Source organism: Flavobacterium hiemivividum (assembly GCF_004349145.1).
In the GTDB taxonomy this organism is placed as follows: Bacteria; Bacteroidota; Bacteroidia; order Flavobacteriales; family Flavobacteriaceae; genus Flavobacterium; species Flavobacterium hiemivividum.
Map to the genome: position 1 here is coordinate 102,099 of NZ_SMFO01000007.1, position 26,469 is coordinate 128,567.

Genomic DNA, 26,469 nt, shown 5'->3' on the forward strand with positions numbered 1-26,469 from the left:
AATTTTAATCTTTATTTTTGAGCTATGTTAGATAGACTCAAAAATAATATTGCTCAAAACTTCCCTTTTTTAGAAAATAAAAAGCTTTTTTTGGCCACCAGTGGTGGTCTGGATAGTATCGTTATGGCTCATTTGTTTAAGCAATTAAACTATACAATCGCATTGGCACATTGTAATTTTCAATTGCGTGGATTAGAGAGTTTTGCAGATCAAAATTTTGTCCAGGATTTTGCTTTAGCAAATGACATTCCTGTTTTTATAACTCAATTTGATACAGAGGCTTTCGCCAAAGATTATAAGCTTTCGACTCAAGTTGCGGCACGTGACTTACGTTACAACTGGTTCTACGAGCTTTTAGAAACAGAAAAATTCGATTATATCCTTACCGCGCATCATGCTGATGATAATATAGAAACGTTTTTAATTAATCTAAGCAGAGGAACTGGACTGGAAGGTTTGGTGGGAATACCGGCTCAGAATGACAAGATTATACGTCCTTTATTGCCTTTCTCGAGAGAGGAAATTGCAAACTATGCCCATGAAAATAAGATAGAATGGCGCGAAGACAGCAGCAATGCTTCCGATAAGTATTTACGCAATAAGATTCGGCATGACTTAGTTCCTTTATTAAAAGAATTGAACCCACATTTTCTAACTTCATTTCAAAAAACGCAATCTCATTTACAGGAATCACAAGCCATGGTCGAAGACGCTTCGATTATGGTCTACCAGCAGGTAGTGAAACAAGAGGAAGACGCATTCTATTTTGATTTACATCAATTAAAGAAATTACCCAATTACAGCAGTTATTTATACCAGTGGTTGCGTGATTTTGGATTTAGCGCTTGGGATGATATTTATAATTTGGTCGAAAGTCAATCAGGTAAACAGGTTTTGTCTGCCGAGTTTCGTTTATTAAAAGATAGAGAAACCTTAATTCTAACGCCAATTGACTTCGCTAATGATCAGCAAGAGTATTTTATTGAAGAAGAGTTTCAAGACGTTAATGTTCCCTTAAATCTTAGCTTTGAGAAAGTAGATGCCATTTTTATTCCTACAATTAGGACTATATTTGTCGATCAAGAAAAATTAGAGTTTCCGCTAGTTTTACGCAGATGGAATGACGGAGATAATTTTCAGCCTTTTGGTATGGAAGGCAAGTCTAAAAAAGTGAGTAAACTTTTTAAAGATGAAAAATTATCATTGTTAGAAAAAGAAAATATCTGGGTCTTATGGTCAGGAACTAAAATAGTTTGGATAGTTGGTCTTAGACAAGATGAAAGATTCAAAGTCGATAACAACACGAGCAATATATTAAAAATAGAATTACAGTAATGAAGAAATTAGTATTTATCCTTATCACTTTTTTGGCTTTCGCCAATGTAAACGCCCAAATCCTTGATCCAGCAAAATGGACAACAAAAATCGAAAAAAAATCAGACAATACTTATTTGTTAACGTTTGATGCAATAATAGAAAAAGACTGGCATTTGTATTCTCAGTTTACTCCAGATGGTGGTCCGCTGCCACTGGAAGTTAATTTTAAGAACGCAAAAGGGAATTACACCCTTGTAGGTAAAGCTAAAGAAAGTAAGACCAGAACGGCTTTCAATGACATTTTTGAAGTTAACGAAACCTTCTTCGAGAAAAAAGCGCAAATCCAGCAGCTCGTTCAAATTACAAATCCAAAGGCTTTTTCAATTGAAGTCGAACTGAATTATCAGGTTTGTAAAGAAGTATGTATTAATGTAGAGAAGAAATTTACGTTTTCTATAGCCGCAGGTTCCACAGTGGTTGCAGTCTCAAAAGAAGCGACCGCAGAAGTTGATGCTGTTGTTGAAACTGATAGCGTAAAAATAGATTCATTAGCGCCAAGTATTGGTGAAACTAATATGGTGGTTGCTCCAACTGAAAAAGTAGTAGTGGAGGAAACCAAATCAGATACGCAAAGAGGCTTGTGGTCTATCTTTTTTATTGCGTTTTTATCAGGATTTGCAGCCTTGCTTACGCCTTGTGTATTTCCAATGATCCCTATGACGGTAAGTTTTTTTACAAAGCAAAGTAAAACAAGAGCGACTGGGATTAGAAATGCGATTATCTACGGGGTTTCGATTATTGTTATCTACGTATTACTTGGATTTTTAGTGACTTGGATTTTTGGTGCTGATGCATTGAATGCTTTATCAACAAATGTGTGGTTTAACATAATATTCTTTGTCTTATTAGTAGTTTTTGCAGCTTCGTTCTTGGGAGCATTCGAAATTATGTTACCTAATTCTTGGGCAAACAAGGTCGATAGTCAAGCAGACAGAGGCGGAATAATTGGGATTTTATTTATGGCTCTGGCACTTGCAATTGTATCATTCTCTTGTACAGGACCAATTGTTGGTACGCTATTAGTAGAAGCAGCTTCCAAAGGAGGGATTGCTCCTATCATTGGAATGTTTGGTTTTTCATTGGCCTTAGCCTTACCATTTATGCTTTTCGCAATGTTTCCAGGATGGTTAAATACCTTACCAAAATCAGGCGGATGGTTGAATACGGTAAAAGTTGTGTTAGGATTTCTAGAATTGGCTCTAGCCTTTAAATTCTTATCGAATGCCGACTTGGTACTGCAATTGCATTTGTTAGAAAGAGAAGTGTTCCTAGCGATTTGGATAGCTATTTTTGGAACGTTGGCTTTTTATCTATTCGGGAAAATCACCTTACCACATGACAGTCCCACGACACATATCTCGGTAGGAAGATTAATGATGGGATTGTTAGTTTTAACTTTCACCATCTATATGATTCCGGGACTTTGGGGAGCACCCTTAAAAATCATTAGCGCTTTCCCTCCAACGTTAGAATACAGCGAAAGCCCTAAAGGTCTGGGAGGCTCAGGAAGTAGTGCGACAAATGAAGTTTTACCGGAAGGCGCTAAAAGCGGACCTCACGGGATAGTGCTATTTGATGATTATGAAAAAGGATTGGCTTACGCCAAAACAGTAAATAAGCCAATTATGCTTGATTTTACTGGATATGCTTGTGTAAATTGTAGAAAAATGGAAAACAATGTTTGGTCAGACAATGCTATTCTACCTATTTTAAATAATGAAGTAGTATTGATTTCATTGTATGTTGATGACAAAAGAGAGTTGCCAAAAAGCGAACAATTTATTTCAAAAACTACCGGTTCTGAAATTGAAACAGTAGGGGATAAGTGGACTGATTTTATGATATCGAAGTACAAGACAAATACGCAACCGTTGTATGTTTTAACAGATTTAGAAGGTAATAATTTGAATAAAGTGAAGCCAACAATAAGTTATGTAGGAGTAGGTGAATATGAGAGCTGGTTGAAAGCTGGAATTTCTAATTTCGAAAAATAATACAAAAAATCCCGATCTGAATATTTAGATCGGGATTTTTTTTTTTTTGTGTTAGGTTTAGTTTACTACACAATTTTTATAAATACTTTTATAAAAACTCTCCGTGTTGGGAGAGGTCTAAACCTAACTCTTCTTTGTCTTCACTCACTCTTAATGGTGTGATTTTATTGACAACGTAGAATAAGAAATACGAGGATAAAAAGGCAAAAATCGATACTCCTACCAAAGCGATTAATTGGTTAAAAAATAAGGTAGTTTCACCAAATATAAGTCCTTGATCTGTAACTGCAGGATTTACTGCTTTAGAGGCAAAAACTCCTGTCAATAACATTCCAGTCATACCACCTACACCATGACAAGCAAATACATCTAAGGCATCGTCGATTTTACCTTTATGAAATGCGCTTACCGCTAGGTTGCTGACAATACTACTAAATATTCCTATGAATATGGCATGCGGCATGCTTACGAATCCTGCGGCTGGAGTAATAGCTACTAATCCTACTACAGTACCAATACAAGCTCCCATTGCGGATAGTTTATGACCCAGAATTTTATCTAAGAATACCCACGCCATTCCGGCGGCTGCGGCGGCTATAGTTGTTGTTCCAAGTGCTTGTACCGCTATTCCATTTGCACCTAAAGCAGAACCAGCATTAAACCCAAACCATCCAAACCATAGTAACCCAGTTCCTAGTAATACATAAGTAATACGTGCGGGATTTGACTTTTGAGCTTTTCTTTTTCCTAAAAACATAGCGCCTGCTAATGCTGCCCATCCTGCACTCATATGAACTACTGTTCCACCGGCAAAATCCAACACTCCTAATTTAAATAGCAATCCTTCTGGATGCCATGTCATATGACATAAAGGCGCATAAATTAAGATGATAAAGAGAACCATGAATAACAAATAAGCCCAAAAACGAATTCTCTCCGCAAAAGCACCTGTAATTAAAGCGGGTGTAATTATTGCAAATTTGGCCTGAAATAAAGCAAATAATAGAAACGGGATAGTGGGAGCTGCCTGCCAAGCGGTGTGAATACCAACTCCTTGAAAGAACAGAAAGGGAATAGGATTACCGATTATTCCTCCAATTGTAGGGCCAAAAGACAGGCTAAATCCAATTACGATCCAGAGTACAGTTACAATGATCATAGCCATGAAACTTTGTAACATGGTGCTGATCACATTTTTTTTGCCTACCATTCCGCCATAAAAGAATCCTAAACCGGGAGTCATAATAAGAACAAGTGCTGTAGCAACTATCATCCATGCGGTATCTCCAGTATCAAATGCTATTTCTTCTATCGGAATTGGATGTGCCGATAAAATCGAAGTGGAAAACAAACTTAGTACTAAAAGGGAAACCAGCAATATGCTTAATACAATTTTTCTCATTTTGTGTTGATTTAGATTTCAACAAAAATATAAAATAATATAAAACACCCCTTTAAAAATGAATAGGTAGGGGTTATTTTTACTAAATAATCATAATGACCCCTATTTTTTTACGGGTATATGGAAATATATTGTTCGAAATAAGGATTTATTAAGATGTTAGTGAATTAAAATAGTATAATTTCCTTTTTTTGGTCTATTTCAAAAAAAACAGACAATTTACTAGCGAGTAAATTGTCTGTTTTAAGAAGTTAACTTTCTATCGTGTGAAATAAATCTAGTTTTGATTGAATTTTTCCTTATATCTCTTATTTAATAGAGATTGATGCGTGTCAAGACTAATCATTCGACCTTGAATAAAAGCATGTGATATTTTATTAGTTCTCATATCTAAGGCATCACCAGCAGAAAGGAATAAAGTGGCGTCTTTCCCTATTTCTAGCGTACCACATTGAGCGTCTATTCCTAATATTTTGGCTGTATTAGAAGTGATTAATTGCAATGCTTGTTCTTTATCCATTCCGTAGGCTGCACATGTACCAGCTAGAAAAGGTAGGTTTCTGGTATTCATACGTTCCATGTCACCACTATTTTCTAAACCGACTAAAACTCCTTTGTCAGTTAATAATTTTGCGACTTTATAAGGTAAGTTAACATCGTCATCTTCGTGTTCTGGCATATCATGAACTCTTTTTAAAAGTACAGCTACGTTATTTTTTTGTAGTAATTCTGCAGTTTTATAAGCTTCATAACCTCCTACAATCACCATTTTTTTAATGCCATTATTTTTAGCTAATTGCACTGCATCGATAATCTGTTTTTCTTCATTAGCATTAATGAATAATGTTTGAGAACCATCAAACAGTCCTTTTGTAGCTTCAAAAGTTAGATTTCTTTCTTTTGCATTGTCAACTTGATATGCTTTTGCATTCGACAAAAATGTAAGAATCTCATTTATTTGAGTTTTGTAATCTTTGTTTTCTTCGATACTTCCTGGTTCAAACCAAGATCCGCTTCTCTTGTAGCTGGATGGGAAATGAAGGTGGATACCATCATTTTCTTTTATAAGAGCATCTTCCCAAGTCCAAGCGTCTAGTTGAACGATGGAGGAAGTACCTGATATTCTTCCGCCACGAGGTGTGATTTGAGCTATTAATACCCCATTTGGTCTCACAGTTTCGATGACTTTTGATTCTGAGTTGTAGGCTATGATACTTCTCACATGAGGATTTAGCTGTCCAATTTCATTTTCGTCATCAGATGATTTAATAGCATCGATTTCAACTAATCCTAATGTAGAGTTTGGAGCTATAAAACCCGGATAAACTTCTTTGCCACTAGCATCAATAGTCATATCATAAGCGCTTTTGTCTATTCGAATTGTAGTAGCGTCAGCAATCATAGTGATTTTTCCATCTTTAAAACCTAAGGCGCTATTTTCGATAACTTGTCCGTTCCCGATATGTGCTTTGGCATTTAAAATCAATATGGATTTTGATTGTTTGGGAGCCGGCGTTTGTTGTGCATTTGTAAATAATGACACACTCAATGCCAATACTAAAATATATATGTTTTTATTCATTTGTCTCTAATTTATTAGGTGATAATAACTTTTAAGGTTCAATTTATTAATGTTCCATAGTATCACAGTGGTATTCTACTTTTTCTTTTCTTTTTGGTTCTTGAGTTGGTGCACCTTGGTTTTTCTCTTGTAGTAATTGACCAATTAGCTCGTTTCTTTCTTTGGCAATAGCCGCTCTTTGAAGCTCATCTTTTTGCACATCATAGTAAACTACACCTTCAATTAAAGTTTTTTCGGCTTTAGCATAAATAGAAAGAGGGTTGTTGTTCCAAAGTACAATATCAGCATCTTTTCCCACTTTTATACTTCCTACTTTGTCGTCGATATGCAACAATTTAGCAGGATTCAGTGTCACAAATTTCCAAGCCTCTTCTTCCGAAACATCACCGTATTTAACCGCTTTTGCAGCTTCTTGATTTAACCTTCTAGACATTTCAGCATCGTCAGAATTATAGGCTACTATTACTCCAGCATTATGCATTATTGGCCCATTGTAAGGGATTGCATCATTTACCTCAAACTTATAAGCCCACCAGTCAGCAAATGTAGAAGCTCCAGCACCATGTTCTTTCATTTTGTCGGCTACCTTATACCCTTCAAGAATATGAGTGAAGGTGTTGACTCTAAAATTAAATTTTTCAGCCACCTTCATCAACATTAATATTTCTGATTGAACATAAGAGTGACAACTGATGAAACGCTCTTTGTTAATAATCTCAGCTACTGTTTGTAAATCTAAATCTACTCTTGGAGCAACTCCTTTTCCTTTTTTCGAATTATAGTTTTTCCATGCTAAATCATATTCTTTTGCACGTTGAAAATAATCTGTAAAAACTTGTTCTACACCCATTCTTGTTTGCGGAAAACGAGTTGGGTTTATATTGCCCCAGTTAGACTGTTTTACATTTTCACCCAAAGCAAATTTGATGAATTTAGGTTGGTTTTTATAAAGCATCTCATCTGCATCTTGTCCCCATTTCCATTTTACGATGGCAGATTGTCCACCGATAGGATTTGCAGAACCATGTAATAATTGAGAGGTAGTTACGCCACCAGCAAGCTCCCTATAGATATTAATATCTTCAGAGTTTACAACATCTTGAATTGAAACTTCAGCACTAGAATTGTGTCCACCTTCATTAACTCCGCTGGAAATTGCGATATGAGAATGTTCGTCAATAATTCCGCTGGTTAAGTGTTTTCCTTTTGCATCAATTACAGTTGCTCCTGCATCAGATAGATTTTTACCAATTGCAGCGATTTTACCATTCTTAACTAAAACGTCTGTTTCCTCAACAATACCTTCTTTCTCATTTGTCCAAACCGTTGCATTTTTAAAGAGTAATGTTTCAGCAGTAAGTTTTTTTGTATTACCAAAAGCAACATTAGGGAATGTTGTAGGCATAATGATATTGTTCTTTTGTATTTTTAGTGAATCCACCGGTTTTACATATGGAGCGATTTTATTGGCTGACCATTTCACTTCGTTACCATTAAATAAAATTGCTTTTCCTGAAAGAACTTGAACATCATCTATATATCCAATCAATCGAGTGAATGTCGTTTGTGTAGAATCTGTTGATTTTAAAACATTCGAAATCCAATTATTCGAAATTGAAAGTTTAGAGCTTAATTTTTGAGAATTAGCTGTATTTACTTCCGATTTTGGAGACTCTATTTCACCAGTAATTTTCCACGTATATTTTTTATCGGCGATTGTCAAGTCATATTCTCCTCTAATGTCCTTAGTGGTGATGTCATTTACAACATACTTAGATCCTTGAACCCAGTTTTCATAAATTTTAGTTTGATCATCGAATATCTCACCGCTAGTAATTATGAAGTTTGCATAATTCCCGTTCTTCAAACTTCCAATTTCATTACTTTTTCCTAAGATTGAAGCAGGTACAGTTGTTAATGCCTCTAATGCTTTTGTTTTATCAAAACCATATTTTATAGCTCTCAGCAGATTTGTTCTAAAATCTTCTGTTTTTTTCAATTTATCAGTAGTCAATGCAAAAACAATCCCATTGTCTGTTAGCACTTTTAGATTAGTAGGCGCTTGATTCCAAAAACGTAAATCTTTCAATTCCATTTGGTTGGCCTGATTAGGGTCGGACACATTATAAGCTTCAGGGAAATTTATTGGAATAATAAATTGAGCATTAGTTTTCTTAATTTCTTCAATTCTTTCGAATTCGTTTCCTATTCCTTTCATCACATATTTCAAACCGAATTCCTTAGCGATTTTTGAAGCTCGCATGCTATTTAGTTTGTCTTCTGTAGCAAATATTTGAACAAGTTTTTCGTTTTCGGCCAGGGCAGATAATGATAAATCCTTATTTTCAGCATTCCCATTTTTATACCACTTCAAATCATGATTAACTTGTTTTAACAAGGCTGTCATTCCCATTAATGAGCTTGGATAAGCTTGGTTTGAGGTAACGCTTCTGGTAAAACCAAAATGATTAGATGCTTTAGCAGTTATTAATCGGTTGCTTTTTTCATTATTATTTAATGCGATTAAAGAACCTGTACCTCTGGCAATACCGTCGTGTAGATGAGTTCCCACTACACCAAATCCAGCTTTCAATAATTCTTCGGCTTTAGCTTGGTCGTATTTAAAATTATCATACGCATTCACTTCTGAGCGAATATGCTCATTCCAGTAGTAACCTTCGCGCTTCGTATCATAGGATTGACTTTGGCGATTACCTTCTGTTCTTTTAGGTTTGTCCATACCAAAACTCGTGTACATATCAATAAAAGAAGGGTAAATAGATTTTCCTTCTAAGTTTATTGTAATAGTATTTTTTGGAATGTTTACCGATGTTCCTGCTGCAATTACTTTTCCATTTTGAATAAGTAAAGTACCTTTTTCGATTATCTGCGTGGGAGTTACAAATATCTTGGCATTGGTAAAAGCAGTATAATTGTTGTTTTTATTTTGAACACTTTCGTTGTTAGGGAAGTATTCTTGAGCATTAATTTTTGGTATAAAAATTAATAAAAAAAGAAGGGTAATTATTCTTTTCATAGTTTTTTTGTTAGTTTTTGGGTAAAAATAGAGAATAAGTATGATATTTTTTGCAAAATAAAATAATTAACATCTGTTTTCTGACTTTAAGTAGGAGCTTGTGTTTTTTTCGAAAAAAAAAGGGAACATAAATAATTTTTATATTCCCTTTTGTGATTTATTATTGACACTTTTCTAGCCAATCGTTTTTTCGATGTAATCTGAATTTAAAAGATAGAGTGCTCCCATATATTGAATCTTAAATGAGACTAAATCACCTATTTTATAGTCTTTTTTCGAATGAGAAATATCAATGACTAACATATCAGAACTAGCGTCGACGATGGTAATATCAGTATCTTCTGCTTCAATATATTGTGGTTGCATGTCTAACAGTCCAATATCCAGAATTGCACGCAATGAAGTAACTCCTAAGTCGGTATTGTCCTCCATGACATAAGTGTTTCCAACGCCACTTTCGCCTAACTCACCTGTAGGAGCATCTGGTTTTTCGGTAATTTCTATAATCTCCGAGTACAATTTAAAGACATCATTGTGCATGTCTTTAATAGTTTCACCAGTGAATAAGTCTTTACCAAAGAATAATGCTTCTCCAATTCTGAAATGATTCACCGCCATAGGACGTGCATTTTTTAGAATTAACGGAATTGCTACAGAGGTTCCTCCGGAAACCCATGATATTTTAATATTAAATTTAGCTTCAATCAATTGTTTGTAAAGACTCAGCTGAATTAGCTTGTCTTGAGTAGGCATTATTCCGCTCAGGCAATTTAGATTTGTTCCAATGCCTCGAATTTCGATATTTGGTAAACTTAGAATACTACCATAAAAATCAACTAATTCCTCGCCCATCACACCTTCACGTAGATCGCCCATCTCAATCATAATGATGATTTTATGGATTTTATTTTGATTTTGCGCTTCTTTCGAAAGCATTTTTATGGTATCAATTTCAGTATTAAAACTTACATCTGCATAGCGAACAATACTTTCAATACTTCGTTTTGCAGGTGGTTTGATATAGACGGTTTGAATAGTAGGATCTAAGGCTTTAATTTTTTTTAAATTACTAATTCGGGAGTCGTGCATTTCTCTCACTCCCAAAGCGATAATTTCCTTTAAATATATTTTATTTCCACAAAGTAGTTTGGTTACAACTCCCCATTCTATATTTCTGGATTCGAAAATAGTATTCAAGTAGGCATAATTCTCTTCTAATTTTTTTCGGAATAGTTTTATAAAAGCCATTATTCTATAATTTTACGTGGAATCGTTTTGGAAATTCTGGTTAATAATTCATAATTCAATTGGTTACTATAATCGCTAAAAGAAGCTATAGTTAGTGCGATGTCATTTTGAGAACCTATTAGTACTACTTCATCGTCTTTCTTTACTGATTCTAGGTTTGTTACATCGACTGTCATCATATTCATGTTTACAGAGCCTACGACAATACATTGCTGTCCATGAATAAGCACTCTTCCTTGATTGCTAAGCGAACGGCTGTAACCGTGGGAATAACCAATGGGAATTACGGCGACTTTCATTTTTCTTTCTGCCAGAAAACTGGTTCCATATCCTATAAACTCTCCAATTTTCACCTTTTTAACGCTCATTATTTGACTTTTCCAAGTAATAACTCTTTGTAGCGGATCAATTTTACTCTTTTTGGTACTCAAATAATTAACAAAAACTTCAGGACTTGGCCATAAGCCATATTGAAGAATCCCTATACGTACCATATCCATTCTGGTTTCAGGAAACATGATAGATGCTGCTGAACAAGCTGAATGTTTGATTTCTGGTTTCAGGTCATTCTTACAAAGATATTGATAAATCTCTTCGAATCGCTTTATTTGCTTGTCCACTCTGTAATAGTTTGCGATACTTTCGGCACCCGCATAATGGGTGCAAAGTCCTTTAAAATAGACGTATTCTTTTTCTTTTTTTAGATAAGGAATAATGCTATTTAGGGCGTTCTTTTCAAAACCTGTGCGGTTCATTCCAGTCTCTACTTCGATGTGAACAATTGCTTTTTTATTAAGTTTTTTTGATGTTTTTACAGCTTTTGTCAACCGGCCTTTATCAAAAACAAAAAATTCGACATTATTATCGACCACCCATTCCATGTCTTCGTCCTGAACGAGTCCCATGACCATAACGGTGGCTTTGTCTTGCAATTCTTCTATTATATCCTTTGCTTCCTGTACATCAAAAACCGAGAAATGTGTAATTCCGTTTTTATATGCCATCGAAACAATTTCCCTGACTCCATGTCCATAAGCATTGCCTTTTACAACGCATGATATTTGTACTTTTTTTCCAAAAGTAGTGCGGAGAAAAGACAGATTATTCTTGTAGGCAGTCGTATTAAGTTCTATTGTTGAATTAGTGTGCATTTGTAATCTGTTTGCTAATGTGATGAAAAATAGATACTCCAGTCGTAATTATTTCGTCTGGAAAATCGTAGTCTGGATTGTGTAAGGCGGGCGTTTCTGTTCCTGATCCCAGTCCAAACATCGCACCTTGATAGTGCTGGGTAAACAATCCGAAATCTTCTCCCCAAGTAAAAGGGCTTTCTTTTTCCAATAGTTCAAAATAATTTTCGTTAGCAGCTACTCTAATAAAGTTGACTGCTTTTTCATTATTTTCATTGGCTTGGAAACCTTGCGTCCATTTGATATTGCATTTCAATCGATATTCATCTGCAGCAGTATTTGCTATATTTTCTAAAGTAGTTTCTACTTTTCTCATCTGAGAATTGCTATCACTTCTCACCGTAAAATGAATTTCTCCAGCTCCCGCCGAAACACCATAGGCTTTTTTGCCCATTTTAGTATAAATAGGAGTGATCAGGCAATAATTTTCTTTCGAAATGTCAGCTTGAATAAAAGTGTTAAACTGGGTAATAATCGAAGCTATCGCTAAGGCAGGATTGATTCCTTTTTCAGGTTCTCCAGCATGTGCTGTTATTCCGTCCAATTTTATTATCATGCTATTTACGGCACAAGTAAATGTACCGTTTTTAACTACAATCTGGTTTTTTGGATATCCAGGTAAATTGTGTAGGGCAAAAACGTAATCGGGTTTAAATCTTTCAAATTTTGGATCTGAAAATACTTTTTGCGCACCGCTACCATCTTCTTCCGCAGGTTGAAATAATAGCATCACACTTCCCGTTTCTGGTTTGTGGTGGTATAATTGGGTGGCTAGTCCACATAGAATAGCCATATGACCGTCATGTCCGCATTTATGCGAAGCGTCATCAGTGAGCGAACGATGTTCAAACGTATTGATTTCTTCAATGGGTAGGGCGTCCAACTCGCATCTAAACAAAACCGTTTTTCCTGGCTTTTCGCCTTTATAAATGGCAATAATTCCAGTTCCTCCAATAGTAGTTATAACTTCATCAGCTGGATAATTTTCTAGAAAAGAGATAATTTTTTTTGCAGTTTTCACTTCTTTTCCAGAAACTTCCGGATATTTATGTAGTTCCTTTCGCAGTAGAACAAGTGTTTCCATGCGTTGGTTTAAATTCTCCATTTTGGACTATTTGATAAGACGCATTTCTAGGTATTTATTGGTAAAACCTAATTTTTCATATAAACCTTTAGCGGGATTGCCTGGCTCTACGTGAAGAGCTATGTTTCCTTCGGCGATCGATATTGCTTTTTGCATTAATTGTTTCCCGTAGCCTTTCCCACGTTGGCTATTGTCTACAGCAATATAAACTAAAATATTCTCAGGGATAAAATCTTTCATTCCTGTGTTATTTAAAATTACAACACCTACAATTTTATTCTCGTCTAGACCTACCACTATATTTCCTCCTTTGTCAGGATTCATAACATAAGCGATACATTTTAGAATGTCTTCTACCTTATCTCCGTATTCTTCTAAATGAGTATGTAGAAACTGAGCGATGATTTGGTTTGTATGTGTTTTGTCTTCTCCTGAAGCACTATTGGTTATTTTGAATTCCATTTTGATTTTCTTGTTTGTTATTATGATAAAGTGATATTGTAACGAATAATAGAAGTGAAATAGTTATTCCATAAATATTTGCGTCTAAATGTTCAGGTAATTTTATTCCTAAAGGTAACTTATTTTCGGTAATTATAAGTAAAATTGTGGTTGCTCCGCCAAAGAGCATACTCCAGAAAGCAGCTTTAGGATGGCTTTTTTTCCAAAATAAAGCACCAAGGACGGGAATAAATAAACCGGAAACCATAAAAGCGTAGGAGTATAGCATGAGTTCCAACACGTTTTGCATTTGGGAAGCCAATAAGATTGCGAAAATCCCAACTAGTAGCGTTATGATTTGTGATAGCCTAAGTTCCTTCTTATGAGTTAGTTCTTTTTTCGAGAATTTAGCAATAATATCAGTTACGATATTTCCCGATGCAGCCATTAAACAGCTGTCAGCGGTAGAAAGAATTGCCGAAAAATAAGAGGAAAGCATTAATCCCATTAAACCAATTGGTAAAACGGTAGCTAATAAAATGGGTAATCCCATCTCGCTGTCCATTGACGCAGCATTTGTAATTCCGTCAAACATGCCTTTGGTTGCCGCAACTTTGGCAAGCATTCCGAGAACAACTCCCATAAAAGCCATTATGGGCCATTCAAAAACTCCTGCAATTATCCAGGCTTTTTTCGCTTCTTTTTCTCCTTTACTGGCATAAATTCGCTGGTATAAGGTCATTCCAACAAACCAAATAGGAATAATGGTTACGGACCAATTTAATATTTGGTACCAAGTAACATTGGTCAGCGATAAATATTTTGGATCTAAGGTTTCTTTGATGGCTTCCCAACCACCTACAGCATTGTAGGCAACAGGTATTCCTATAAAAACTAAACCACCAATAAGGATTAACCATTGAATCGTATCTGTGTAGATGACCGCTTTTAAACCGCCAATGGTGGTATAAGCAACAGCAATAACCCCCATGACAATTAAGGCGGTTTGGATATTTAGTCCGTCAATAGTTGCCGAAGCTAATTTGGCTCCTGCCAAAACCTGAGAACTGGTGAAACCTATGTAGCCAATTGCAGAAATAATTCCAGCAAGGAGGGCCACTTTTCCATTATAGAAATGACCGAAAATTTGCGGGAAAGTGAAAAATTTATACTTGTGTCCCAGATGACTTACTTTCGGAATTAGGAAAACCGCACTTAGCCAAGCACCCAGTAGTCCTGTAAAGAGCATCCAAGAACCGGAAAGTCCCATTGTAAAACCAAGTCCTCCTAATCCTATTGAGAATCCACCACCAACATCAGTAGCCACTACCGATAATCCGATATGCCAACTGCTCATGTTTCTACCGCTAACATAAAAATCCTCGGCAGTTTTGTTTTTGTTAAAAAAATAAAGACCGACACCTAACATAGCCAGCATGTAAACCACAAATATTACATAATCTATTATGTGCATTTGTTCCTATTTTTGATTATTTAGTAGCCTGTAAATGGAATTTTTCCAAAAGGCAATAGATGCAGCGAACTGCAATAAAGGTTTGTATTTTCAAGTTGATTTCAGGAATGTGAAATCGGAGATTGGGTTGTTCGAATTATTGAAAAAAATTCGGTTTTAACCCTGAAAAAGCAAATAATTAGCGGCAAATATAAGAAAATATATCCGATAACACATAAAAATGCAATGATTTAGGGCAGTTTACTCTGTCAAGTGCTGTGTTTTTACATTGTTTTGTTAGGTGTAAAAGAATGTTTTTATAGGTCATATTATTTGTAAAACCTTCAGTTTAGTTCTCTTATTGAGGATGGTTGTTTGGTTTTAAAATCACTATCTATCAAATGAAAATAAGTCTGAATCTGTGGGTTTTCCAATATAAAGGTCTTTTATCATTTCGGCGGCAATGACGCTAAATGTGATTCCATTTCCTCCATAACCAAGTGCAAAATACATATTTGGATGGTCTTTATGTTCGCCAATAAACGGCAGTCCATCTTTAGTTTCTCCAAAAGTCCCGCACCAATAAAAGTCAATTTCGATTTTACTATCGGGGAATAATTTTTTAAATCTTTTTAGAATGGCTTCGTTCTTTTTCTCCATCAATTTGTCTCTTCGCTCAGGGTCTTGAAAAGGCTCATCAAAACCACCTACCATTATTCTGTTGTCTTCAGTAGTTCTAATATAAATATACGGTCTCGCTGTCTCCCAAATTAGGCATTTCTCTTTCCAAAAATCGGTAGGCTTCATTGGTTTGCTGACCAGGACATAGGTAGAGTTAAGTTGCATCACTTTCTCTTTCAATAAATTTTGAGACTCAAAACCGGGAGCCGCAACTATTTTCTTTGCTTTGATCGTATTTTTATTTGCCGTATACGCAATTATGTGGTCTTTTTTATTCGCAATCTTAACCACATCGGTATGACTGTAAACCAATAAGTCCGAATGCTTTTTGTGATAATCTAATATTGCATTGCAGAGTTTAAAAGTGTCTATCTGAGCCGAACAGTCATTATATAATGCACCTTTCTTATCAATATTGAATTTGCTCTTCAGTTGTTTTTGGGTCAATAAAGTTACTGGTAATTGATGCTTTTTCCGAACGTCAAATTCCTTTTTTAAATCCTTTAAACCGGCTGCATTTGAAGCAAGGTATAAACTAGAACGCCAATCAAAGTCTCCATTAATCTTTAGTTTTTTTATAATTTTCTCTAAGGTGTAAATGGAATCCAAGCACTTTCTATAGGCTTTAACGGCATTTGCTTCGCCTACTTTTTCAATTAGATCAAAAAGAAAAACATCAATTTCATATTGAAGTTGGGCCGTACTTGCTGTGGTACTTCCTGTCGAAGCCATTCTTTTGTCTACGATAATACATTTCACTTTAGCTTCACATAAAAAATGCGCGCATAGTGCTCCTGTAATTCCAGAACCTATTATTAAAACCTCGGTTTCAATATTATCATCTAAAGTCAAGTAATCTTTGTTAAGCCCATTCTTTATAAGCCAAAATGGTAATCCTGATTTTAAATCCATGATTTTATCTGTTTTAGTTTAGCATTTATAAAAATAATGAATAGTAGGAAACCCTTATTTTGTAATATTGGTTTAATGTTATAAAATTGACAACTAATCGTTTAGGATAGAAGTTGTACTAAATTTAATTTTGGTATGTTAAAAATCATTATTTTTAATAAAATTATCCGATATGCTAGTTAAAGTTTTTGGAAGTGCCGTTTTTGGAGTAGAAGCAACTACTATCACCGTAGAAGTGAATATTGATAAGGGAATTGGATATCATTTAGTGGGCTTGCCTGATAACGCCATCAAAGAAAGTAGTTATCGTATTGCGGCTGCTCTCAAGAATAACGGCTATACTATGCCTGGAAAAAAGATTACGATCAATATGGCTCCTGCTGATTTACGCAAAGAAGGTTCTGCTTACGATTTAACTTTAACGATCGGAATTCTTGTTGCATCCCAACAAATTCAAGCTACTGATATCGACAAATATATTATTATGGGCGAGCTTTCACTAGATGGAAGTTTACAACCCATTAGAGGAGCATTACCTATAGCCATAAAAGCCAAAGAGGAGGGTTTTAAAGGTTTCTTTCTGCCAAAACAAAATGTGAAAGAAGCAGCTATTGTTGCAGGATTAGAGGTGTATGGTGTAGAAAATGTTCAGGAAGTTATTGATTTCTTGGAAGAAAAAGGAAATTTAGAACCCACAACTATTGATACCAGAGCCGAGTTTTATAAAGATTTAGATTTTCCAGAATTTGATTTTTCAGATGTTAAAGGGCAGGAGTCTATAAAAAGATGTATGGAAATTGCCGCCGCTGGTGGTCATAATATTATTCTAATAGGTCCGCCAGGAGCTGGAAAAACGATGTTAGCCAAACGATTACCGAGTATTTTGCCGCCCATGACTTTGCGTGAAGCGCTAGAAACTACTAAAATTCATAGTGTTGCAGGAAAACTGAAAGAAGTGGGTCTGATGAACCAAAGACCGTTTAGAAGTCCCCATCATACAATTTCAAATGTGGCTCTTGTCGGTGGTGGGAGTTACCCGCAACCGGGTGAAATTTCGATGGCGCACAATGGAGTTTTGTTTCTAGATGAATTACCAGAATTTAAACGTGATGTACTAGAAGTAATGCGCCAACCCTTAGAAGATCGAGAAGTTACGATATCAAGAGCCAAGTTTACGGTTACTTATCCGTCGTCGTTTATGTTAGTTGCGAGTATGAACCCGAGTCCGAGTGGTTTTTTTAACGATCCTGATTCTCCTCAAACTTCTTCACCACACGAAATGCAACGGTATCTGAGTAAAATATCTGGACCATTGTTGGACCGAATAGACATTCACATCGAAGTTACTCCGGTTCCTTTCGAAAAATTATCAGATGATCATAAGGCAGAAAGTAGTGTTGATATCAGAAAAAGAGTGACAGCAGCGCGTGAAATCCAGTCGGGACGATTTGAATTGATGGAAAACATCCATTACAATGCCCAAATGAATACCAAGCATATTAGAGAATACTGTGCGCTTGACGATGTTTCGAAACAGTTGTTAAAAACGGCTATGGAACGACTAAATCTTTCTGCCCGAGCTTACGACAGGATTTTGAAAGTAGCAAGAACGATAGCTGATCTTGATGCAGCTCCTACAGTAATATCCTCTCATATTGCCGAAGCGATTCAGTATAGAAGTTTGGATCGTGATGGCTGGTTGGGGTAATTTAGAGTTAAGGATGAGCCCACAGCTTGCGCGAGCGTCCCGCTCGTGTTCATAAAGAATCGTAATATGTGATAAAATATTTAATGAGTACTAAATACAAATTTGGAGAGAAAACAGGAGCTTATTTTGTGAGCTTCGCAACTGTAAATTGGATTGATGTTTTTACTAGGGACGACTATTTCGTGATTATTATAGAATCATTGGATTTTTGTAGAAAAAATAAGGGTATGGAAATATATGGATATTGTATTATGCCCAGTCATATTCATTTACTATTTAGATCTGCAAATGCAGATCCATCAGGATTGATCAGAGATTTCAAAGGATTTACTTCAAAAAAAATGCTTAAAACAATTGAAGAAAATGCTCAGGAGAGTAGAAGAGAATGGATGCTTTGGATGATGGAGCGAGCGGGTAAGAAGAATAGTAATATTAAAAACCGACAATTTTGGCAACAGGACAATCATCCAATCGAGATTTGGTCCTTAAAAGTCTTTGAACAAAAGCTAAATTATATACATAATAATCCAGTTGAATCTGGTTTTGTAACCGACCCTATAGATTGGAAATATAGCTCGGCAAGAAATTATGGTAATGATGACCAGACTGTTTTAGAGATAGATATAAATTGACTTAGACTGAGCGCACGAGCGGGACGCTCTCGCCAGCGGCGAGGTGAAAAATGGTTTCAAGAAAAATAGTCGTGAATGATAGCCCCGATATAAATGAAAATCCTTGTGTGGGCTAGCGTTTAGCCCGCACAAGGATTGTAATGTCCCGAAGCGTCGGGAGCTGGAGATGACTTCTAAAAAAACGAAATCATTCTGCTCCTAAAAAGAAACTATAATTTATTAGTTAGAACGTCTGTCGTTATTAGAATTCGGACGTCTCGGTCCAAAACTATTACTTGCTCTAGCAGTAGTTTCAGTTTTTGGTTTTCTAGGTGTCGAATTACGCTGTGGTCTTCCTTGTCCTTGCTTAATAGGTTGAGTAGATGCTTTTGGATCCGGCTCAAAACCAGCAATGTTTTCGGTTGCTATTTTAAGACCAATTAACTTTTCTATGTCGCGTAAAAATGTAGTTTCGTCTGGACTAAATAAAGAAATTGCTTCTCCATTTGCTCCAGCTCTTCCTGTTCTACCTATGCGGTGAACATAATCTTCAGGAATATTAGGCAACTCAAAATTGACAACATGAGGTAATAATGGAATGTCTAGTCCACGAGCCGCAATATCTGTAGCTACTAAAGCGGTTATGCTTCCGCTTTTAAAACCGGCTAAGGCTTTTGTACGTGCGCCTTGTCCTTTATTTCCGTGAATTGCTGCTGCCTGAATGCCAGCGCTAATCATACTTTCAGTAAGCTTATTTGCACCTTGCTTTGTTCGAGTAAATACCAAAATCTGTTTCCAGTTTCCTTCCGTAATCAATTTGATAATCAATTCTGTTTTTTTCTCTTTTGCAACTGGATATACTTTTTGAGTAATAGCATCAACGGTAGTGTTTTCTGGTGTTGCTTCAACCTGAACTGGTTTATGCAAAATACCCATTGCCAAATTTTTAATATCTTTTGAGAACGTCGCCGAAAATAATAAGTTTTGTCTTTTTGCAGGTAATACTTTCAGTATACGCTCAATGTCTCTTAAAAAACCCATGTCTAACATTCTGTCCGCTTCATCTAATACTAAGATTTCTACTTTAGATAATGTTAGTAAACCTTGATTTTGTAAATCGATTAATCGACCGGGCGTTGCAACTAAAATATCGACACCTTGTCGCAGTTGAGCCACTTGTGGTTTTTGATTTACACCTCCAAAAATTACGGCAGATCGTATATCTAAAAACTCACTGTATTCTTTTATATTAGCTAGTATTTGAGCTGCTAATTCTCGTGTTGGGGTTAATATTAAGGCACGAATAGGTCTGTGGCTTAAGTGTTTTCCTTGCGATAATGTTTGTAATATTGGTAGCGTGAAACCGGCTGTTTTTCCTGTTCCTGTTTGAGCAGATGCTAACACATCTTTACCTTCTAAAATAGGTGGAATTGCTTTTTGTTGAATTGGAGAAGGGGTTGTGTACCCTTTTTTGCTGATGGCTTTTAATAAAGCATCAGATAAGCCTAATGAGTTAAATGACATAAAATGTGTTTATGAAGTAAACACCTTTTGTTTAGTGCACTTCTTTAATTTGACGCGAAGATACTGCTTATTTTTCCTTTGTTTTTTAATAATTAACTTTGTTTGAATAAATATGCGGCTTCATTTTTAATCAGACACAGCTAAATGATGGATAGTTTACTGTTTATTTCGAATAAAACACAGATAAGAAATTTTGAACGGAGAAGCTCAAATTAGAAAAGTTGGGAACAAAAATAATCGGGAAATTTCCCGATTTTAATGGTTGTATGTCTTTACTTTTTATCTGATTTCGTCAAAAGTATTTCCTTGAGTGATATCTCCAGTTTTATAGCCTTTCAAGAACCAGTACTTTCGTTGTTCGGATGTGCCGTGAGTAAATGATTCTGGGACAATATGACCCTGCATTTTAGATTGAATTGCATCGTCGCCTACCGCATGTGCGGCGCTTAAAGCTTCATCAAGATCGCCAGCTTCTAAAATATTATTCATTTGCTGGTTGTAATGCGTCCAAACTCCGGCATAAAAATCGGCTTGCAATTCCAGAGCCACAGATAATTTATTGGCTTCAGACTTGCTTTTACCTTGTTGCATCTGACGCATTTTATCAGATGTTCCTAATAAAGTTTGAACATGATGCCCTATTTCATGTGCAATTACATAAGCGGTTGCAAAATCTCCACCTTGAGCTCCAAATCGAGTTTTTAATTCTTCGAAAAAAGCTAAATCCATGTATACCTTTTGGTCTGCTGGGCAATAGAAAGGGCCAGAATCAGAGGTGGCATTACCACATCGCGTTTGCACTGCGCCACTGAATAATACAATATTTGGCTTTCTGTACTCTAGATTATTTTCACTGAAAATTTTTGTCCAAACATCTTCATTATCGGCTAATACTGTTTTGATGAAGGCTTGCTCTTCAAGTTCGTTAGCTGTTAATGCTCTTTCTTCTGTTTGTGTAGGTTGGTTGCCTTGAGTTTGTTCTAAGATATTACCCACAATTTGGGCATTTTCGCCTCCAAAAACATTTATCAGTAATATAATAACGCCTATAATTCCTCCACCTACAATTGTTTTACCGCCAGAAGACATTCCTCGTCTGTCTTCTACGTTGTCGCTTTGTCTACGTCCTTTCCATCTCATATGATTTCAATTTTGGATTCTTTTTTGCTTCTAAAAATAGGTACCTAAGATAAGCAATTTTTTAATTAGAAGATACACATTTAAATGGTCTACGAAATAGCCCATTTAATTAAGGCATCTTCGATTACCGTCTTTACAATTGGTTTTGAAATATAGTCATTCATTCCTGCAGCAATACATTTGTCAAGAATTTCGATGCCAGTTCCTGCCGTTATTGCGATTATAGGCATTGATGCCCCTAAATGTAATTTTCTAATTGCTTTTGTCGCTTCATAGCCATTCATTAGTGGCATTTGTATGTCCATAAAAATGAGGTCAGGATATATATATTCAAACTGATTGACAGCCTCTAATCCATTAACGATTTCATAAAAAACAGCTTTAGGAAGAATGTTTTTTATAATTGTTTTGAGTAGTAGCATATTGATTTTGTTATCCTCGACGATCATTATTTTTACTGCTTTCGAATAGTCAGCTGTGTTGAGAGCTACATCTTCGATAACAATAGCATTACTATTTAAAAGAATTGTTTCTTCTTCGGGTTCGTTAGTAGTTTTTAATTCTAAATCGAAATAGAAAGTACTACCAATTCCTATCTCAGTATTGAGTTTTAATTGGCTGTCCATAAGTGCTAACAACTTGTCAGATATCGTGAGACCTAATCCAGTACCTCCAAATTTTTTAGTTGTGGAGTTGTCTTCTTGGGAGAAGGCTTTAAAAATCTTCGTTTGATTTTCCTTTAAAATTCCAATTCCGGAATCGATTACGGCAAAACGAATTCCACTTGTGCAATGGGTAGTACTGATCATTGAAACTTCCAGTTTTACAAAACCTTTTTCTGTAAATTTCACTGCATTAGCTAGAAGATTTATCAGGATTTGTTTTAAACGGATACTATCTACCCATAAGTACGTTGGTATTTCGGGAGCGATTATAAGATCTAATTGAAGTTTCTTTTGATTGGATTCGAAATGGATTAAATCAATAATTTGGTTTAAAATGTCTCTAATCGGTTGCTTTTCGATAAGTAAATCAAGTTTTCCTGCTTCAATTTTAGAAAAATCAAGGATGTCATTTATAATTCCTAGTAAAGAATGTGCTGATTGATTAACGGTAATCATATGCTTCTCTTGAGTTTCTTCAAGTTTAGTTTTCATTAATAGATCTGTAAATCCAATTATTCCATTCAAAGGAGTTCTGATTTCGTGACTCATATTAGCCAAAAATTCTGATTTTGCTTTATTGGCTGCTTCTGCGTATTCAAGGTCTTTTAAAGCATTTTCTGCTTGTTTTTTCTCCGTAATATCGATGTAGATTCCTTCGATGTAGGCGATGCTTCCGTCTTTAAATATCGCTTCGGCAAATTCTTCGACCCAAGCAATTTCGTTGTTTTTTCTTATAATTTTATAAATTGAATGGAGAGGCTTGCCATTTTCAATAGTCTTGAATTGGTCTCGTACAATTTCGTCCCTGTCTTCAGGAACAATTAAGTCTATAAATCGTAATTTATTAGAAAGAAAGTCAGATTTTGAATATCCTGTTAATTTTTCAATTTCATCATTGATATAAATTTTCGTGGCAGCTGCATCATATTTAGCCAAATAGACTGTGCCGGGGATGTTATTTGCTAAAAAGCGGAACTTTTCTTCACTATCATAAATGGCAGTTTCATTTATAAGCCGTTCTATGGTGGTAGCAATGTTACGTGCTAAGGTTTGTAAAATATTGATTTCGTCCTCTGACCAATTTCTTTGTTCAGTTGAATCATCAAATCCTAAAAAGCCATGAAATTTATTTTTGACAAAAACAGGAAAAAGAATTAAGGATTTGACTTCTAAATTTACAAGCTTATTTTTCAAAGAGTCATTCTCAATTTCGCCTACTTTGGCAATATAGATTTCGTTATTTAATAAAGGATGTAATAACTCTTCAAAGTAATCATAGGATATGTTTTGAAGATTGGGATTTATTGCAGTTAGGGTTTCGTTACCAAAAATCCATCTGTATTTTTGGCTGATTAGCTCGGTGTCTGGATTGTTTTCATAATAGTAAACTCGTTTCGATTTAGTTGTTTTTCCCATGATTATAAGTACATCTGAGAAAATAGCGTTTATATCTTTACTACTCAAGAATTTTTCGGTGCACAATGTCATAGCCGATAAAAGTTCACTCTTATATTGTAATTTTTTTTCGATTTCCATACGCATTTCTGATTCGAAAGCGATTGCAATAATATCAGAAATTGACCTTGAAAAATTGATATCTTCACTATCCCATTGTTTTCCTTCTGCTGTAGCTTCAAGGCATATAATACCCTTTAAACTACCATTTATAAAAACGGGAGTATCGAGAAGAGAAACAATTCTATTAGCATTGATGTAAATAGCACCTAATTCTTTGGTGATTTCATTGTTATGAACATTAGATGCTACAATTTGATTTTTATTTTCAACTGCTGAAAAATATTTTGGAAAGGAACTTTTTAAGAGCTCTTGATTGTTTGTGAATTCATTATTTGTTAAATCATATTGTTGTACACAATGCAACTTATTTTCGAAATAATCCCAGTAACTCGCTCGGTCTACGCCAATTGTTCTAGTAGTTATCTCTAAGATAGATTTTAACTTAGATTCTAATCCTTCATTGTTAGAATAACTCTTAACTGTAAATCCTTTAAGAGTAGCGTTGTATTTTAAATTTTTTAGCTGTCTTTCGCTTTCTTCTTTTTCAATATTTTTCAAATAAGTAATGTCTCTACCAATTGCGGAGTAACTAACTATTTTGCCGGAATCATTTCTATTAATAGTTAGTTTTTGCGAAATCCAGATTGTTTCTCTGTTCTTTTTTAATATTGGAATTTCAACTAAGGGGAATTCAAAAGCAATTTCTTTAAAATTTTTGTAAAAAGGAATTATTTTGTCAATATAATCTTTTCGTATAAAAAAAGAATAATGTTTATCTTGAATTTCGCTTTCATTGTATCCTAGCGTTTTTAATAAAAAAGTATTAGCAAATTTTAGTTTGCCATCAAAATCAATTTCATAAATTAAATCAGCAGCAGTTTCAATCAAATTTTTGTACTGATTGTGAATTTGAATTTCGTTAGTAATATCCTGTCCAATCCCGATAATTAAATTATCTGAATATTTTTTGTTATTCCATCGAATAATCTTTTCCTCTCCGTTTTTACAATGTACTTTTCGAGTAAACGTATTATTATTTTGAAGGTTCCATTTCAGTTCTTCCGGTACAGTTTGGAGCTCATCCGTAAATTTCAAATAGCCCAATCCCATGACCTCATCAACTGAATATCCTAAAACAGACTCAATGTTTTCGCTACAAAATACAATTTCTTGATTTTTATTAATAGCCATTACTAATGAATTCCCTTTATGGATAATCTGGTTGTAAAAATGAAATTTGTCATTGATATCTATTGAAGAAACGTGTCTCACATAGTTAATGCCGACAACAATTAACGAATAATTGAATACTAATAGGATTGACTGTCGAGGAACTAATTGAAATAGAATAAGCGAAGTCAGGAAGATAAAAGCAGTAGCAATAAAAAGCCAATATATTTTCACTGGTTTTAATACATTGTAGGAAAAGAAAATGAACAACAGAAAGGTGATGATGGGTATGCCATCTGAAGGTGAAAAAACTAAGTTTCGAGTTACATAGATAAAAGTGCTCAGATATACAAAACGAAATATTAGTTCTAGATGCTTAAATACAAAGGACGATTTTTTACTTAGAAAATGTATCGCAATTAGAACTGTTGCAATAACAATATTGTTTATAAATAAACTTTTGGGTCTTACTTTGAAAATCTCGAATGTGATTTCCAAGATTAACATTATAGCTCCAATAAATAAAAAATAGAGTTGGCATTCTTTATTTCTGGATTTTTTACTAGCATAACTTTCTATAAACTTGCTGCTTAGATTGTATTTGATTCGGTGAAACCTAAAAATCAATAAAAAAATAAAAAAATAAATAAAAGGAATTATGGAACTAAATAGATTTTGATTAAAAGAAATGCGATCAAGTAATTGATTTGATGTTGTACCCAAATAACTGGCATAGTAGACAAAACTATTTAAACTGGAGTAATAATCTATTTGAATACCATTATTTAATAGCATAAAAAGTACTTAGGTTAAGGGAGTTGATTTGGGAAATCTAGTTCTATTAAAAATCAAGAGAAAATTAAGACTTTATTTCAGATAAAAAAAGCCCTAATTCGATAAATTAAGGCTTTTTTTATAATGACAATTTTAGATTTCTAAATCTTGATCAAACCCAATAATTTCGCTATACATGGCATAGTACATCGAATAAATAAAAGGTAGTGTAAAAAAAACGCCAATACAACATCCTATAAATCCAACCATTGACCCAATTATCGCAACAACTATAAGAGCAAGTAAAATAAGTGGCTGTTTTAATACAATCGAAAAGGTATATTTTATAGCATCTACTGCTGTCAAATCACTAAAAATGATTAGTGGAATAGTCAATATAGTGAAGAAAGATATGGCAAGAGAAATCATAGGTCCCAAGAGAATAATACCTGTATAGTTTAATCCCATTGATATGGCATTACTCAATACAAGAATAAGAAATGTAGCAATGAAAATTTGGGCAAAATATTTTGTGTTATAATAGCTAAAAACAGTTGAAACATGAAATTCTTCATCTCTTTCAGCACAATAAGCCATCTTTATTAAGCCAGCTTGTAAGGGACTAAGTAAACTAGAAAACAAAATCGATACTCCCACGTAGATTAGTAATGACGTTCCATTAAGGGTTTCTAAACTGCGACCTAAGCCCTCTATTGATTCTTGAGAAAGGGACGCCACTCCTACAAATGCGATTCCCACACTCGCTATCACAATAAAAGCAATAACGGCAAATACAAATATCAAAAGTCCAGCATAGAGCGCTATTTTTTTGTAATTTTCAAATGCTTTGTTAAATACATCAGCAAAATCTAACTGATATCCATTGCGTACTAATTCCTCTAATCGGTTTTGCTTCAAGCTCATTTTTTATTGGTTTTAATTTTTGGTTAAAATAGTA

At 34.8% G+C, this 26,469-nt stretch carries 17 protein-coding genes; 4 read left to right on the top strand and 13 right to left on the bottom strand.

The window, feature by feature from the left end; translation table 11 throughout:
- Positions 1-24: 24 nt before the first annotated feature.
- Positions 25-1,335, top strand: coding sequence for a tRNA lysidine(34) synthetase TilS (gene tilS, locus E0F98_RS10710; protein WP_132111273.1), 1,311 nt, complete (start codon positions 25-27; stop codon positions 1,333-1,335).
- Positions 1,335-3,371 (top strand): protein-disulfide reductase DsbD family protein, encoded by a 2,037-nt coding sequence (locus tag E0F98_RS10715; RefSeq protein ID WP_132111275.1) that lies wholly within the window; start codon positions 1,335-1,337, stop codon positions 3,369-3,371. The genes tilS and E0F98_RS10715 overlap by 1 nt, the downstream gene beginning before the upstream one ends.
- Before the next feature lie 88 nt (positions 3,372-3,459).
- Here the strand turns inward: E0F98_RS10715 and E0F98_RS10720 are convergent, their stop codons facing one another.
- From E0F98_RS10720 to E0F98_RS10760, 9 genes are all read right to left on the bottom strand, one after another.
- Positions 3,460-4,773, bottom strand: a complete 1,314-nt coding sequence (locus E0F98_RS10720; protein ID WP_132111277.1) for an ammonium transporter — start codon at positions 4,771-4,773, stop codon at positions 3,460-3,462.
- Positions 4,774-5,050: 277 nt separating this feature from the next.
- A complete protein-coding gene (locus E0F98_RS10725) occupies positions 5,051-6,355 on the bottom strand; it encodes an amidohydrolase family protein (protein WP_132111279.1) in 1,305 nt (434 codons plus the stop codon).
- Positions 6,356-6,401: 46 nt separating this feature from the next.
- A complete protein-coding gene (locus E0F98_RS10730) occupies positions 6,402-9,392 on the bottom strand; it encodes an amidohydrolase family protein (RefSeq protein ID WP_132111281.1) in 2,991 nt (996 codons plus the stop codon).
- 174 nt (positions 9,393-9,566) lie between these two features.
- Positions 9,567-10,640, bottom strand: coding sequence for an alanine/ornithine racemase family PLP-dependent enzyme (locus E0F98_RS10735; RefSeq protein WP_132111283.1), 1,074 nt, complete (start codon positions 10,638-10,640; stop codon positions 9,567-9,569).
- Positions 10,640-11,791 (bottom strand): alanine racemase, encoded by a 1,152-nt coding sequence (alr, locus tag E0F98_RS10740; RefSeq protein WP_132111285.1) that lies wholly within the window; start codon positions 11,789-11,791, stop codon positions 10,640-10,642. Before alr ends, E0F98_RS10735 begins: the two co-directional genes overlap by 1 nt.
- The gene (locus E0F98_RS10745; protein WP_132111287.1) at positions 11,781-12,935 is read right to left on the bottom strand and encodes an amidohydrolase; all 1,155 of its coding nucleotides are present in this window, start codon (positions 12,933-12,935) and stop codon (positions 11,781-11,783) included. The genes alr and E0F98_RS10745 overlap by 11 nt, the downstream gene beginning before the upstream one ends.
- 6 nt (positions 12,936-12,941) lie before the next feature.
- Positions 12,942-13,376 (bottom strand): GNAT family N-acetyltransferase, encoded by a 435-nt coding sequence (locus E0F98_RS10750; RefSeq protein ID WP_132111289.1) that lies wholly within the window; start codon positions 13,374-13,376, stop codon positions 12,942-12,944.
- A complete protein-coding gene (locus tag E0F98_RS10755) occupies positions 13,354-14,829 on the bottom strand; it encodes a sodium:solute symporter family protein (protein ID WP_132111291.1) in 1,476 nt (491 codons plus the stop codon). Before E0F98_RS10755 ends, E0F98_RS10750 begins: the two co-directional genes overlap by 23 nt.
- Before the next feature lie 369 nt (positions 14,830-15,198).
- Positions 15,199-16,401, bottom strand: coding sequence for an NAD(P)/FAD-dependent oxidoreductase (locus E0F98_RS10760; RefSeq protein ID WP_132111293.1), 1,203 nt, complete (start codon positions 16,399-16,401; stop codon positions 15,199-15,201).
- 172 nt (positions 16,402-16,573) lie between these two features.
- Here E0F98_RS10760 and E0F98_RS10765 point away from each other — a divergent pair, with 172 nt between their 5' ends.
- Both E0F98_RS10765 and E0F98_RS10770 read left to right on the top strand, forming a co-directional pair.
- Complete coding sequence (locus E0F98_RS10765) at positions 16,574-18,109, top strand: YifB family Mg chelatase-like AAA ATPase (protein ID WP_132111295.1); 1,536 nt, start codon at positions 16,574-16,576, stop codon at positions 18,107-18,109.
- Positions 18,110-18,192: 83 nt separating this feature from the next.
- Positions 18,193-18,741, top strand: a complete 549-nt coding sequence (locus tag E0F98_RS10770) for an REP-associated tyrosine transposase (protein WP_132111297.1) — start codon at positions 18,193-18,195, stop codon at positions 18,739-18,741.
- 219 nt (positions 18,742-18,960) lie between these two features.
- Here E0F98_RS10770 and E0F98_RS10775 read toward each other — a convergent pair whose 3' ends face one another.
- The 4 genes from E0F98_RS10775 to E0F98_RS10790 all read right to left on the bottom strand — a co-directional run bounded on the left by E0F98_RS10775 (position 18,961) and on the right by E0F98_RS10790 (position 26,435).
- A complete protein-coding gene (locus E0F98_RS10775; protein WP_132111299.1) occupies positions 18,961-20,244 on the bottom strand; it encodes a DEAD/DEAH box helicase in 1,284 nt (427 codons plus the stop codon).
- A 279-nt stretch (positions 20,245-20,523) separates the two neighbouring features.
- Positions 20,524-21,384: a KPN_02809 family neutral zinc metallopeptidase gene (ypfJ, locus tag E0F98_RS10780; protein ID WP_132111301.1), complete on the bottom strand. Its 861-nt coding sequence runs from the start codon at positions 21,382-21,384 to the stop codon at positions 20,524-20,526.
- Between the two features lie 89 nt (positions 21,385-21,473).
- Positions 21,474-24,971 (bottom strand): PAS domain S-box protein, encoded by a 3,498-nt coding sequence (locus E0F98_RS10785; protein WP_165929313.1) that lies wholly within the window; start codon positions 24,969-24,971, stop codon positions 21,474-21,476.
- Between the two features lie 693 nt (positions 24,972-25,664).
- Positions 25,665-26,435, bottom strand: coding sequence for a hypothetical protein (locus E0F98_RS10790; RefSeq protein ID WP_132111305.1), 771 nt, complete (start codon positions 26,433-26,435; stop codon positions 25,665-25,667).
- Between the last annotated feature and the right edge of the window lie 34 nt (positions 26,436-26,469).

Excerpts from the sequence above, each read along its gene's own strand:
- E0F98_RS10765 (WP_132111295.1), top strand. The coding sequence starts at position 16,574 with ATGCTAGTTAAAGTTTTTGGAAGTGCCGTTTTTGGAGTAGAAGCAACT.
- E0F98_RS10735 (WP_132111283.1), bottom strand. The coding sequence starts at position 10,640 with ATGGCTTTTATAAAACTATTCCGAAAAAAATTAGAAGAGAATTATGCC.
- E0F98_RS10720 (WP_132111277.1), bottom strand. The coding sequence starts at position 4,773 with ATGAGAAAAATTGTATTAAGCATATTGCTGGTTTCCCTTTTAGTACTA.
- E0F98_RS10715 (WP_132111275.1), top strand. The coding sequence starts at position 1,335 with ATGAAGAAATTAGTATTTATCCTTATCACTTTTTTGGCTTTCGCCAAT.
- E0F98_RS10770 (WP_132111297.1), top strand. The coding sequence starts at position 18,193 with ATGAGTACTAAATACAAATTTGGAGAGAAAACAGGAGCTTATTTTGTG.
- E0F98_RS10755 (WP_132111291.1), bottom strand. The coding sequence starts at position 14,829 with ATGCACATAATAGATTATGTAATATTTGTGGTTTACATGCTGGCTATG.
- E0F98_RS10775 (WP_132111299.1), bottom strand. The coding sequence starts at position 20,244 with ATGTCATTTAACTCATTAGGCTTATCTGATGCTTTATTAAAAGCCATC.
- E0F98_RS10745 (WP_132111287.1), bottom strand. The coding sequence starts at position 12,935 with ATGGAGAATTTAAACCAACGCATGGAAACACTTGTTCTACTGCGAAAG.
- E0F98_RS10725 (WP_132111279.1), bottom strand. The coding sequence starts at position 6,355 with ATGAATAAAAACATATATATTTTAGTATTGGCATTGAGTGTGTCATTA.
- tilS (WP_132111273.1), top strand. The coding sequence starts at position 25 with ATGTTAGATAGACTCAAAAATAATATTGCTCAAAACTTCCCTTTTTTA.
- E0F98_RS10790 (WP_132111305.1), bottom strand. The coding sequence starts at position 26,435 with ATGAGCTTGAAGCAAAACCGATTAGAGGAATTAGTACGCAATGGATAT.
- E0F98_RS10750 (WP_132111289.1), bottom strand. The coding sequence starts at position 13,376 with ATGGAATTCAAAATAACCAATAGTGCTTCAGGAGAAGACAAAACACAT.
- alr (WP_132111285.1), bottom strand. The coding sequence starts at position 11,791 with ATGCACACTAATTCAACAATAGAACTTAATACGACTGCCTACAAGAAT.
- ypfJ (WP_132111301.1), bottom strand. The coding sequence starts at position 21,384 with ATGAGATGGAAAGGACGTAGACAAAGCGACAACGTAGAAGACAGACGA.
- E0F98_RS10760 (WP_132111293.1), bottom strand. The coding sequence starts at position 16,401 with ATGGATTTAAAATCAGGATTACCATTTTGGCTTATAAAGAATGGGCTT.
- E0F98_RS10730 (WP_132111281.1), bottom strand. The coding sequence starts at position 9,392 with ATGAAAAGAATAATTACCCTTCTTTTTTTATTAATTTTTATACCAAAA.